We start from the raw sequence: 13,533 nt of genomic DNA on the forward strand, positions 1-13,533 counted from the left end.
GGAACAATTTCTTGTCCTGCTCAATTCGAAGCATTTCCGTATTTTTACGTTTCTGTCATTTTTTTCAATCACATTTAAATTTTATGATCAAAAGAATTATTCTTACACCCTTTCAAAAATTTGTAAAAATTGAGAGTTTAAGTGGTATCCTCTTGTTTAGTGCCACTCTTATTGCCATGATTTGGGCTAATTCCGGATTTAGTGAATCCTATAATTCCTTATGGCAATATAAAATAGGCTTCGGATCCGAAACTTTCCAGCTTACAAAACCGCTTATCCTTTGGATTAATGACGGACTCATGGCTTTATTTTTCTTTTTGATCGGATTGGAAATAAAAAGGGAACTTCTGATTGGGGAACTAAATGGACTTAGGAAAGCAATGTTTCCATTGTTTGCGGCAATCGGGGGAATGATAGTTCCTTTGTGCTTGTTTCTTTTCTTAAATGATTCGCCCCAAACGGCGCAAGGCTGGGGGATTCCTATGGCAACCGATATTGCCTTTTCGTTGGCAATCTTGAAACTATTAGGGGATAGGGTTCCCCTGAGCCTTAAAATATTCCTTACAGCATTTGCCATAGTGGACGATTTGGGAGCCGTAATGGTCATAGCCATTTTCTACAGTGGCGGGGTGGATTGGCTTTTAATTTTATATTCACTGATTCCTTTGTTGATACTCTCTTTCTTGGGGATTAAGGGTATTTATTCCAAATACTGGACAATAATTCTTGGAGTTATAATTTGGGTGCTTTTTTTAAATTCGGGTATACATCCAACCATAGCCGGTGTACTAGTTGCCTTTACCGTGCCCATTCGGCAAAAGATCGATATGCATTATTTTAAGGAGAACCTGTCAAAAATTATGACAGGTATTGCCAAATCCAATAACGAGAATGTCCCGGTGTTATCTAATGAACAAATAGGATATATGGACGATCTGGAAGATTTGACAGATAAATTTACATCACCATTACAAAAATTGGAGCATCGACTTCATGGGTGGGTGGCTTATTTTATAATGCCCATTTTTGCCTTGGCCAATGCAGGAGTCGTCTTTGGTGCCAGTATGGAATTGAATACCTCATTGATGCTGAACATAGGCATAGCTTTATTTTTTGGGAAATTGGTGGGGGTTACATTATTATCCTGGATAGGGGTTAAATTAAAGATTGCTGTATTGCCAGAGGACATTAATTTTCTCCAGATTTCAGGCATAGCTATATTGGCGGGAGTTGGTTTTACCATGTCCATTTTTATAGCCAACCTGGCATTTGCGAATAATTTAATTTTTATTGATTCCGCCAAGGTGGGTATTTTAATAGGCTCCATTGTTTCAGGTTTGGTAGGATATCTTGTATTGCGTTTAAGTGGCGGAAAAGAAAAGGGCCAATAAAGGCCCTATCATAATTAAAACATGTATTAACCTCAAGGTATGAGGTTTAGACAAATGCAGGTTGCTTCTTTTTTGACTTCTTTATTTTCAGTTTGTTGATCCAGATAAGGGTTCCTGTAATAGGTAAACTAGTTGCGATAAGGCAGGCAAAGAAGTAGATAATTTTTGAAAAGCTGCCGTAAATGGTACCAATGTGTATAGGTTTGATCAAGGAGGCTATCTGAACGTTCAAGGGCTTATCGGCAAAGAGCTCCTTATGAAGTAGGGTACCATCCCTATCCAACACAAGCTTATCGGTGATTACAGGTGAAAATCTGGAATTGTTATTTTTGGTTATGGTGTACACTTCATTGTCCGTAGCCGGTATGGTAATGGTGGTCTCACCTTCAAAGGCCAATTCCGTTGACGTAAGCTGTAGTATCTCTTCAAAGGTTTTTTTGGTGGTGCCGGGCTTTAGTGACGATTCAAATTGAGGCCCACCACCGCGATTTCCGAAAACCTTGGTGCCCAATACCTTGCTACCAGCATCGCGATACCATTCAAAGGACCAGAATAATCCGGTCAGCGACATGATGACCAAAAAGATGCAGGCATAAAATCCAAGTGTATTGTGCAGGTCATGGTTGATCCGCTTCCAGTTTGCTTTAAATTTGATCTTGAAGCCCGGTTTAAAATTATTCCATTTCATTTTCTTGGGAAACCACAAGATAATACCACTGATTGCCAAGAATAGGAAGATCAGGGTGGCCACACCAACGATGGGCCTTCCTACTTCGGTTTCCAGCAGTAACCATCTGTGCATTTTGAACATGGTCGAAAAGAATCCATCCAAATCGGATTTTTGAACTTTTTGGTATTCTCCTGAATAAGGGTCAACGAAAAAGGTGGTACCCCTTCTTTCCTTTGGAGAAGTTTTTACACTGAATTTTAGGGCTTCGTCCCTTACTGCTGGGATGGTGACATTGGTTACTATGCCTTCCTTGGACAAGGTTTCCTTTAGTTCCACCATGGAAAGAGGGCTTCCAGAAGCATCTGCAACCACAAACTCCTTGGCGAAAAGGTCTTTTATTTCTTCCTCAAAGGTTAATACGGTACCGCTAAAACAGACGAGGAACAGAATAATTCCACTGCCTATCCCCAACCAAAGATGCGCATCGTTTATAAATTTTCGTAAGGTATATTTTGTAGCTTTTTTGGACATTTTTGGACTATTTTTTGGTTGTTAGAGTGTATATCGTAATATCCCTGCAAAGGATCTGGGATCGGTCTGGTTAATATAGCTGGTACGATAGGCATTGTAACCAATTTGATCAAAAACATTGTTCACCATTAGCCTAACATCCCAATGATGGTTAAACTTATATCCAGCTTGAAAATTGGTCAAAGTATAAGCCTCTACATTGAATGGTTTTTCATTGGGAACTATACCTTCATGGGTAACTGCCCCGGACGACCAATCATTGATGGGTCTTTCTCCGGTGTAATATACACCACCACCCAAAGAAAGTCCTTGGAGTGGACCTTGGAAGGTATAATCCAGATATACGTTGGCGGTATGCTTGGGGGTGTTAAGTGGTGCCGAACCATAAACATAAGAGGTATGTTCTTTGTACTGCGCATCAATGTAAGAGTAGCCTGCAACCGCGGTCAGGTTTTCCAGAATTCGTCCTGTAAGTTCCACTTCAACTCCCTGTCTTTGGTCATTACCACCTTTTTGGTAATAGCCCGTGGCTACCCAGTTTTCATCGTACACAGGTAAGTTAATGTTCTTATTGTTGATTTTAAAAAGGGTAAGGTTAAATCGTAAACGGTCCGCAAGCCAACTAGTTTTTACACCAGCTTCCAATTGGTCGTACCTTTCATTCCCCAGTGCTTCTCCATTTACACCAAGGCGTGCGGCAGTTCTGGGATAGGCACTATTGGTGTAGGATGTAAAAACGTTGATATTTTTAAAGGGACTAACTATAATTCCCCCGAGTGGGCTAAAGGCGTCACTTTTGTCATTTTCTACATCCGTAACGGTTTCCGTAGTACTATATCTAATTCCCATAAATGTTTTGAACCATTCCGTCCAAGAAACCACGTCCTGCGCTACGAAGCCTAGGGATTTGCTTTCGGCAGCTCCAGGATCTCCAGGGTTAAGTGTTACATTGGGCAAGGTATTGGTATTGTCCTCAAAAACATTAATCGTATCTATAACGCTAAGCGATTGGCTACTGGTACTGTATTTTGAAGTTCTATAGTCGAACCCAACCTGAAAGGTGTGTTTAATACTTCCGGTTTTAAAATCATCACCAATCAGATCAATCTGTAGTACACCGTTATTATCGTTTCGGGTAGAAGTAGAATAGCCCCTGGTACGTAGGTTGTATTGTTCCACATCATCTACGGCAACTACACTGCCCAAACTGGCTCCTTTGTCGTCCAATTTTAAATGGGATTTATAAAAGGCGGTCTTCAATGTAAGTTTATCGTTCAATTGTCTGTCGAACCGCAGTGAATAGGTTGTGTTTTTAGTGAGTGAACGGTCGTTTTCAAATCCTAGAAATTGATCGGCAGGAAGATCGTATATGGCACTTACATCGTTGGAGGCCAAATTTACGGTACCTAGATCTGGGGTTCTGCTATCGTCAAAATGATCAAACTCCAAGGTTACCTTTGTCTTGTTGTCTATTTTCCATTGTAGTGAAGGATTAATATAGATACGCTCGGAACTAACACCGGTTCTAAAACTGTCTGCCCGTTCCAAAGCACCATTGATACGGAAGGCTACAGACTGGTTATCGTCTATTGGGCCATAAATATCGAAGGTAGGCCTTACGTGCCCAAAACTACCAAAGCGTTGGGTAACCGCACCTCCAAATTGGTAGATCGGGGTTTTGGTAACGATATTGATAACCCCTCCCGGGCTTCCCAAATCGGTAGCTACCCCTTGTGTAATGGAAGCTGCACCTTTTAGAACTTGTATATTGTCCACTCCTTGCATATCTGTTAAAATACCTACACCCCTAAAATCTGAATGTACCCTAACTCCATTTTTTAGTATGGGAATACCTCTAAAACCACGGGAGGACATACTCTCCCTTTTGTTGCCATAGGTGGCAAAAGTGTACACGCCAGGAACATTTTTAGTAGCTTCGGAAATGGTAAGGGCACCTTGATTTGCGATTAATTTTTCCGAAATGACCGATATGCTCTGAATCTGTTCGTAAGGCTCCAAGGGTAGACGTGTAAGTGCCTCAATTTTATCGGGATGGGATAACCTTCTACCAAATACTTCTACTTCACTTAAAGGGTTGTCCAAGCTAAGTTTTATTATCTGATTGTCGATGTAGGCCGAAGATACGGTCACTGGAATTTTTTTAGTCCCAAATCCTACAGAACTAACTTTAATTTGCCAGTCCCCATAGGGTACTTCAGGTAGGATATATTTGCCAAATTCATCGGCCAGCCCACCTTTTTTAAGTTCCTCTATAAAGATATTGGCGAATGGGACAGGATTGTTCTCATTGTCCAGTATAGTTCCACTAATTGTCCCATAATTTTGGGCAAAAATGGAGGTGGTTATCAACATATTGATAATTGGAAATAAATTCCTCATTTTATTTTAAATTAGACTGGTTATAAATAAGGCGCTAAAATAGAATGGAAATTTTTATTGCGCAAAACTATTTAGAATAATTTTAAATAATAATGTGTAAAAGATTATTAAGCCCCTGTTTTAGGGGTTGGGCAACCGTTATGTGGTGTAAGGAAGTACCCCAATCCATCCACTTAAACCAAATTTTTAAGCAAATCTAAAGGTGCTTACCATAATTAACTCCTAGAAAAGTCCAGGGAAGTCAAATTAAATAAAAAGGAAAAGGGAAATGGTGGGATCAAGGTCTATGGTACAATTTATTGATTTGATTCTGCCAAGGGGATTATGAGGTGTATACCGGGCTGAAATGGAGTTTATAATCCCCCAACGTTGAAACTAATGAGGGGTATGGTAGTATCCGATATCATTTTCTTTACCTTATCAGTTTTTAGGAATCTTTGGTAAAAGGAGCTATCCTTCCGCTCTAGCATCGCGAACAATCTTGCATTGGATTTTTCCAAATACCTATTTAGGCCTACAAAAATGTCTTCCTCCAGGATTAGATCGAATTCCATTTTGCCATGAACCACTTTTTGTTTTAGCATTTCTTTAAACCATTCCATTTGCTGGTCTCCCGCGTATTCCCCAGGGGTAGAAATATGAACGATCCGAAGAAGCGCATTGAATTTCTTGGCAATCCTTACAAGCTTATTGATGGCAAAAATATCGGCCTGTTCAAAATCGGTGGCATAAACCATGGTTTTAAAATCCTCTAGTGGGGACATGGCAGGAACTGCCAATAGAGCACATGGCGCCTTTTTGATTATGGCTGTGGTTGCACTGCCAAAAAGAAAATCCTTAACAGCACTTGTGCCCTTGGTCCCAACAACAATGAGATCAACCTCAAGTTTCGTAGCGTTTTCCAAGATGCCTTGTACCACTGATGCGTTTTCTTCAACTATAAAATCAATACTACAGCCTTCCCAAGTTTCTCCCAGATGTTTAGCACAAAATTCTTTCAACCTATTGTGGTTTTCGATCAAAAGTCTCTTTTCCTTTTTAATGTGGCTTATAGAAACAGTGCTTAGTGTAATTGGGATATCAAAAACATGCATTACAAACAATTTTGCATCAAATTTTTTCGTCATTAGGTGGGCCAATCGTAAGGCCGCGACCGAATTTTGGGAATAGTCCGTTGCGTAGAGAATGTTTTTCATCTTTTACCGATTAGGATTTCTTTTCCTAAACTACAGTATATATTTTTTATTCAAAATGACCGTTGTCATGCATTGCTTTTGGGGTACCTGATATATGTCATTTTCAAAGACCCTTAACTAAACTAATTTTAATGCCGTAATCATTAATATTTGGCATCATGGGAAATACTGAAGACAATAAGGATATTCAATTTGTTAAGGACGGACCCTGGTCCGAGTTGTACGCTTTAACGGAGCATTGGAAATCCGATTTGGAGTTTTATAAGGACGACCTCCGCTTTTTACATCATTTAATAGAAAAATACTTTATGTGGATTACCAAGCCGGAAAATTTGGATATGGTAAAAGAACTTAAAGTTGGATTGTTCGACCTAAAGACCAATTGCCGGGATTTATTGGAGAAAGTAGGAAGACACAGGACACATTTGGGCCAAATGGTTGAGGATTACAATAAGGCCGACGCCAGTATAATTAGGACCGAGCATGAACATCTTGAAGAAGAGGTGGCAAATTTCGTAACACTGTTCCGTAGCAATAGGAAAGAGGTCTTTGCCATAACGGAATTTATAATTGATAGTGAGTCCCTTGCAAGTTTGATGGACCAGTGAAATAAATAACTTCGTCCACCCTAGTGGTATTATAGTGCGATATGTTTGAAGCAGTACTTTTTCTACCCTTGTAAAGGGATTGTAAACAGTTGATCAACATATCCTGACAACAACCGATAAAAGAGGAAGAACAAATGAGCAAACGCTTCGTAAATTCAACTAAACTTATGAATTATAAGCTGATTAATTTATTGATAATTTTAAAGAGGTAGGATATGCGCATTGTGTTGGTGTTATTGATAATCCTGCACGGCCTTATCCATTTGATGGGTTTTGCAAAAGCTTTCCAATTTGGGGAGATGGCACAATTCACCAAAGAAATTTCAAGGCCAATGGGAATACTTTGGCTTTTAGCCGCCTTACTTTTTCTAGTGACGGCAATTGCATTTTTTTTAAGAAAGGACTGGTGGCCAATACTGGGAATTATTATGGTGGTTCTTTCACAGGGTTTAATTTTCAACACTTGGGCATATGCCAAATATGGGACAATTGCGAATGCTATTATTTTGGTCGCAGCTATAATTGGCCAATCCAATTTAACATTTGAAAATAGTTTTAAAGAGGATGTTGCTGCTGCCATGAGCTTAGTGGCCCCAACACCTGAGATTCTAAATGAAAAAGATCTGGAACCTTTGCCAGAATGCGTCCAGAACTATCTGCGTTATGTGGGGGCGGTGGGAAAACCCAAGGTTTACAATATGAAAATTGTGTTCACCGGAGAAATGCGCGATAAGGGCAAGGATTGGTTTCATTTTACCTCGGAACAATACAATTTTATGGATTCCCCAACGCGTTTGTTTTTTATGAAGGCCAAGATAATGGGGCTGCCAACTAATGGCTATCATAAGTATACCAACGAAACAGCAAGCATGCGGATAAAGCTCCTTTCTCTTTTTTCGGTGGTGGACTTGTCAGAACCGGAATTGTATCCTACGGAAACGGTCACCTTTTTTAACGATCTATGTTTATTTGCCCCGGCAGCCCTAATAGATGATAGAATAACATGGGAGACCTTGGATGCTTTGAGCGCAAAAGCCACCTTTAATAACAAGGGAACCTTTATATCTGCCAATTTATATTTTAATGAAAAGGGACAACTAATAAATTTTGTTTCCAAGGATCGCTATTCCGTTTCCGAAATGAAGGCATTTCCTTTTTCAACTCCTGCAAGCAATTATCAGGAAGTTAACGGCTATAAATTGCCTAACTATGGCGAGGCCATATGGCACTATCCTGATGGGGATTTTGTCTATGGGAAATTCCGGGTCACGGATGTGGTTTACAATGTTTTGAGCCCTTAGGTATTTGGTAATGAAATCCAATAAATAATGGCACATGGTCTATAGATTGCCTTAAAAAGCCAATTTGGATTACAGAATACAATGACATTTGGAATAATTATAAAACTGCCAATACAGAACAAATATTCCCCAAGAATTTATAGTTGAAATGCAGTAAGGGGAATACAAATAAAGTGAAAGAATGAAGGCAATGATATTGAATCGCGTTAGCGATTTAACAGTTAATGAACATCCTTTGGATTTGGTGGATATTCCAATCCCTGAACCTGAAGCAAATGAAGTTTTGATAAAGATATCCGTTTGTGGGGTATGCCACACAGAATTGGATGAAATAGAGGGGAGGATAAGCCCCATGTCATTTCCTGTGGTGCCAGGGCATCAAGTGGTTGGTAGGGTGCATAAGTTGGGAACAGCTGCGTCCAAATTCAAGATTGGGGATAGGGTAGGGGTTGCCTGGATATATTCGGCCTGTGGCAAATGCAATTTTTGTTTGGACGGCACTGAGAATCTCTGCGATAATTTTCTGGCGACGGGAAAAGATGTGAATGGTGGATATTCCGAATATATGACAGTTCCTGAAAAATACGCCCATTTAATTCCTGCATTTTATTCGGATACCGAGGCCGCTCCACTTTTATGTGCTGGGGCCATTGGTTACCGTTCAATAGTACTTTCACAATTGACAGACGGGGATAGTTTGGGTCTTACCGGTTTCGGAGGGTCGGCGCACTTGGTGCTAAAAATGGTAAAATACTGTTACCCCAATACCAAAATCTATGTTTTTGCCAGAAAGAAGGAGGAACAGCGTTTTGCCCTGGATTTGGGAGCGGACTGGGCAGGAGATACCTCCAGTACCCCACCGGTAAAATTGGACAGTATTATAGATACAACCCCGGCATGGAAACCTATAGTGGAAGCACTTCAATTTCTAAATAAGGGTGGCAGATTGGTAATCAATGCCATTAGGAAGGAGGAAACCGATCAAAATTACCTCCAAAACCTGAATTATAAAGATCATCTTTGGATGGAGAAAGAAATTAAGTCCGTCGCCAATGTTACGGCAAAGGACGTGGTGGATTTTTTGAATCTGGCAGCGAAAGCGGGCATTAAACCTAAAGTACAGGTGTATCCTTTGGAAGATGCCAATTTGGCCCTTTTGGAATTAAAGCAAAAACATATTATTGGAGCCAAGGTTTTAAAAATTTCATGAGCTGCAACGTGAAAGCCAACTGTTTCCATGACAGATTACCATCCTTATTCCTATTCCTTGTTCCCTTAATTAAAGTTTCCCGTACATTTTGTACTTGATATTCAACTTAATTTGTAGTTGGGTGTTGTTGACCATTGAAAAAAATAATAGTGTTTAAAATGTTTAGAAAACAAATACCTTTGCGCCAACATTGTAGGTATTTGTTTGTACCTGGTTTTGTGTTAAGGGCATCGGGGTTATGCCCACGGTGGTGAGGTTTGTTATGCCCTGCTGTTTAGTCTAAGGTAATATTGAAATTAATATGAAAGTAAGATTTGATGGGTTTGTCCTATCTATAATAGCTGTTATAGGAATAGCTTATATTTTTCCACAATGGGGTGCGGCAGACAGTCGCGTTCCTATCGATACTATTAGTGCAATAGGAATTTCATTGATTTTCTTCTTTTATGGATTAAAATTGAGTCCCTCCAAATTAAAGGCAGGACTCAAGAACTGGAAGTTGCATTTGCTGGTACAGGCCTCCACGTTTTTGATTTTCCCCCTAATTGTTTTGGCATTTTATCCGCTAATGCAAAATGCAGAGCAGCAGACCCTATGGTTGGCCTTCTTTTTTTTGGCGGCACTACCGTCCACGGTATCTTCCTCGGTGGTAATGGTCTCCATGGCCAAGGGCAATATCCCGGCTGCAATATTTAATGCCAGTATTTCGGGGATTATTGGCATTTTGATAACGCCATTGTGGATGGGGCCCTTTGTACAGGAGACAGGAACAGATTTTGATTTTGCAGTCATCTATTCAAAACTCATCCTGCAAATTATTCTACCCGTAATATTGGGATTGTTTTTACAGCGATTTCTTGGGATATTGGCACAAAAATATAATAGCTACTTAAGCCTTTTCGATAAGTCCATTATTCTACTTATCATCTATAAAAGTTTTGCGGAATCGTTTGAAGAAAACATTTTTGGTGTGGTATCCTTTTTGGATTTGGGGATACTTTTTGTAGCTGTATTGGGATTGTTTTACATGGCATTCTTTATAACAGGATTTGTAGCCAAAAAATTAAAATTCAATACGGAGGACCAAATTACGGCCCAGTTTTGTGGCACCAAAAAATCCTTGGTTCACGGGACCGTTTTCTCCAAAATTCTATTTGGAAATATGGCTTCTATAGGCATAATTTTACTGCCCCTTATGATATTCCATGCCACCCAAATCTTAATTTTGAGCATAATTGCCGGAATACGGGCCACCAGACCAGAAAAGGGGAAACCCATAGTAGAGGCTTAGCCTAAAATTCCATAGACCTAGTTTCTACGGAACTTTAGGGCTGTTTTCTTATAATTGTTTATTCAATATCCACCAGTTGGTCTTTACCTTTTACTAAATTGGACTGGTGCTCCTTGACCATAAGATCAATTTCGGCAAGAATTTCTGGGTGATTTGCCCCTAAATCAAAGTTTTCGGATGGGTCCACACTTAGATTGTAAAGGATTGGTGGATTATGTATTTCCTTTTCACCAAATTGCCCATAGGAACCTTCGGTAATATAATGCGCCTTGTAATCTCCAAGTCGGGCCGCATATAATTGTGTTCCCCTATAATAGAAAACCCCCTTTCTTGGAGTGGGATCGCCTTTCAATAAGGTGGAACTTAGGTCAAACCCATCCATAATCCTGTCCTTAGGCATTGGAACACCGGCCAAGGCACTAAAAGTAGGGAAAAGGTCCATGGTAGTACCCAAATCGGAAATCACTGCTGGCTTAATATTGGTTGGCGACCAAAATATACATGGTTCGCGCATGCCACCTTCCCAGGTCATTCCTTTTCCGGCCTTTAATAAGCCTGCACTTCCTCCATTAACCCCATAGGAAAGCCAAGGGCCGTTATCCGAGGTAAATACCACAATGGTATTCTTATCCAATCCTTCTTCCTTTAGCGTTGCTATAATTTGTCCTATGCCATGATCAATTTCCTCCAATACATCTCCATAAATACCCCTTTTACTTTTGCCCAAAAAGTCCTCTGAGGCAAATAGGGGTATGTGGGGCAGATTGTGCGCCAAGTAAATAAAGAAAGGATTGTCCTTATTTTTTTTGATGAAAGAAATGGTTTCCTCCGCATATCTTTTGGTAATGGTATTTTGATTGGCAGGCCTTTCTATTATTTCCGTATTCCGCATCAAGGGCACATTGAAATTTTCTGTAGGTAAATTTCCTTTAGTTTCCTTAAACGCCTTGTAATCACCCACAAAATCCATGTCGTTGGAGTAGGGGATGCCAAAATAATAATCAAAACCATTGTTGGTGGGCAGGTATTCTTTCTTATGGCCTAGATGCCACTTACCAACACAAGCCGTGCTATAGCCTACTTTTTTTAATTGTTCTGCCAAGGTTATTTCCGAACTTGGCAAACCATATTTAGAGTTTGGGAACAACACCCTTTTTGTATCACTTGCCATTCCGCTTCTTACGGGTAACCGACCGGTTAATAATGCTGCCCTACTAGGGGTACATACACTGGCCCCCACATAAAAATTGGTCCATTTTTGGCCTTCGGCCGCCATTTTATCCAAATGCGGTGTTTTAATGGTGGGATGACCATAAACACCCAGGTCGCCATAACCCAGATCGTCCGCAAAAATGATGATGAAATTAGGGGTTTTGCCTAAATTTTCCTGGCTGTAGCTAATACTGAAATAAAAAGATAATAGTACTAGAGTGAATAAGGTTTTAAAAGTTAAGCCTGTTTTAAGCCAATGTTTGATCATTTTTTTTGGTTGTTGTTATTTCGGATTTGAAGATAACAAAAAATGATCATAATAAAATCCCTAAAGCCAAAAGAGGTATCTCAATTTAAAATTAGGTTAAAGATACCTCCTTGTAGCTCAATTGTAAACCACTGCAATCTTTGCCAATTGACCTACAATTTTGATGGAATCTTTCATGGATAGTTTGGATCCGTCCGCATGTATCCAGCGTTTTAGGGGTTGTTCGCAGATCATATTCGTGGCCTCCTTTTTACCGTAATGCTTACGCATGCGCATAAATATTTCTACATCGAACAACCATTTGGTAATGAATTTCTTTTGGAACATACTTGATGCAATTTCCCTATTCATCACTTTGGCGCCACATTGGGTGTCCTTGAAGGGCATTCCAAGAATCTTTTGGATAATTATATTTATGGTTTTACTAATAATCTTTCTGGCGGATTCCTTGGTAATGTCAGCCCCCATTCTACTAATACGTGAGCCGCTCACAATTTTGAATTTAGAGGTTTCCATGGTTTTGACCAGGTCGTCAAAATCCCTGAAATCTGTGGAGAGATCTGCGTCCAAATACCCTATATAATCCAATTGTTCATCCTGCATCAAATATTGAATTCCTTGCCTGACCGCTTCTGCCTTCCCACCATTTTTTTCACAGTTATATATACTAATGTTGGACTCGTTTCCTTTTCTAAGTTCCTCCAACACTTTCATAGTATTGTCTGTACTCCCATCGTTTACAAAACAAAGGTGGTAACCGAGGTTTTGGTAAGCAAAATTCCTGAATTGGTCACTGGAAAGTCTGTCCTCCTCATTATAACATGGGATTACTACGCCAACGCAATTTTTTTGTAGCATTCTGGTATTGGCCATTGGCAATGTATCCACGGAGAGTTTAGGACTTCCGACTATTCTTTTGATCCTAGCGGTCATTTCATCTAAACTCACAGGTTTCTTCATATAATCGTCTATACCGAGGGTAAAGCCGTCTAGGATAATGGATTCATCCGTATTTCCGGACATGACCAGAATAGGTGTTTTGGAATCCTTGAAAAACCTAATATGTTTAACCACCTCCATGCCGGACATGTCCGGCATGTTCATATCTACCAATACTAGGTCCGGCTTGTAGCTGTCGTATAGTTTAATTCCTTTAGCTCCATTATCTGCTGTTTTTACTTCATATCCGAGCTCGGATAGTCTTTTTTCTACAGATAGGAGAATTAGTTGTTGATCGTCAATGGCTAAAATTTTCATAGGTTAAGATTTAAGTTTATTTATTTAAATAGCTGGGTTTGTCGTGATTTCTGAAGCAAATGTAGCAACAAGCTGCCCTTTTAAATGATGGTCAAAAGTTCAGTGGCAGTTTTCTATAGATGAATGGATTTTTTGCTGCGATGGCTGATATGTAGTCTCTTATACAATAATGCTACCTTTAAATTGTTATAATTCTGT

The 13,533-nt window shown here is 39.8% G+C and carries 10 protein-coding genes; 5 read left to right on the plus strand and 5 right to left on the minus strand.

The features are described 5' to 3' along the window. Positions 1 to 83 precede the first annotated feature (83 nt). Positions 84 to 1,391 carry a Na+/H+ antiporter NhaA gene (gene nhaA / locus BUA60_RS13700; RefSeq protein WP_072862540.1) on the plus strand — a complete coding sequence of 436 codons (1,308 nt, stop codon included), beginning with the start codon at positions 84 to 86 and terminating at the stop codon, positions 1,389 to 1,391. Between the two features lie 46 nt (positions 1,392 to 1,437). On the opposite strand, the gene BUA60_RS13705 is transcribed toward nhaA, so the two are convergent. The 3 genes from BUA60_RS13705 to BUA60_RS13715 all read right to left on the minus strand — a co-directional run bounded on the left by BUA60_RS13705 (position 1,438) and on the right by BUA60_RS13715 (position 6,188). After that, complete coding sequence (locus BUA60_RS13705) at positions 1,438 to 2,592, minus strand: PepSY-associated TM helix domain-containing protein (RefSeq protein ID WP_072862542.1); 1,155 nt, start codon at positions 2,590 to 2,592, stop codon at positions 1,438 to 1,440. Positions 2,593 to 2,613: 21 nt separating this feature from the next. After that, positions 2,614 to 4,992 (minus strand): TonB-dependent receptor, encoded by a 2,379-nt coding sequence (locus BUA60_RS13710; RefSeq protein WP_072862544.1) that lies wholly within the window; start codon positions 4,990 to 4,992, stop codon positions 2,614 to 2,616. Positions 4,993 to 5,345: 353 nt separating this feature from the next. After that, positions 5,346 to 6,188 (minus strand): universal stress protein, encoded by an 843-nt coding sequence (locus BUA60_RS13715; RefSeq protein ID WP_072862546.1) that lies wholly within the window; start codon positions 6,186 to 6,188, stop codon positions 5,346 to 5,348. A gap of 158 nt (positions 6,189 to 6,346) precedes the next feature. Between BUA60_RS13715 and BUA60_RS13720 the strand changes: the two genes are divergently transcribed. The 4 genes from BUA60_RS13720 to BUA60_RS13735 all read left to right on the plus strand — a co-directional run bounded on the left by BUA60_RS13720 (position 6,347) and on the right by BUA60_RS13735 (position 10,598). Continuing rightward, positions 6,347 to 6,796, plus strand: coding sequence for a hypothetical protein (locus BUA60_RS13720; protein WP_072862548.1), 450 nt, complete (start codon positions 6,347 to 6,349; stop codon positions 6,794 to 6,796). Between the two features lie 215 nt (positions 6,797 to 7,011). Next, on the plus strand, positions 7,012 to 8,097 hold the full coding sequence (locus BUA60_RS13725; protein ID WP_072862550.1) for a DUF6544 family protein: 1,086 nt from the start codon (positions 7,012 to 7,014) through the stop codon (positions 8,095 to 8,097). Positions 8,098 to 8,278: 181 nt separating this feature from the next. Beyond that, entirely contained in the window at positions 8,279 to 9,307 is a 1,029-nt protein-coding gene (locus tag BUA60_RS13730) for a zinc-dependent alcohol dehydrogenase family protein (RefSeq protein ID WP_072862552.1), read from the plus strand. 301 nt (positions 9,308 to 9,608) lie between these two features. Further along, positions 9,609 to 10,598 (plus strand): bile acid:sodium symporter family protein, encoded by a 990-nt coding sequence (locus BUA60_RS13735; protein ID WP_072862554.1) that lies wholly within the window; start codon positions 9,609 to 9,611, stop codon positions 10,596 to 10,598. 58 nt (positions 10,599 to 10,656) lie between these two features. Here BUA60_RS13735 and BUA60_RS13740 read toward each other — a convergent pair whose 3' ends face one another. Continuing rightward, the gene (locus BUA60_RS13740; protein WP_072862556.1) at positions 10,657 to 12,078 is read right to left on the minus strand and encodes a sulfatase family protein; all 1,422 of its coding nucleotides are present in this window, start codon (positions 12,076 to 12,078) and stop codon (positions 10,657 to 10,659) included. A gap of 117 nt (positions 12,079 to 12,195) precedes the next feature. After that, positions 12,196 to 13,335: a response regulator gene (locus tag BUA60_RS13745; RefSeq protein WP_072862558.1), complete on the minus strand. Its 1,140-nt coding sequence runs from the start codon at positions 13,333 to 13,335 to the stop codon at positions 12,196 to 12,198. Positions 13,336 to 13,533: the final 198 nt, after the last annotated feature.

It is taken from the genome of Arenibacter palladensis (assembly GCF_900129275.1).
Classification (GTDB): domain Bacteria; phylum Bacteroidota; class Bacteroidia; order Flavobacteriales; family Flavobacteriaceae; genus Arenibacter; species Arenibacter palladensis.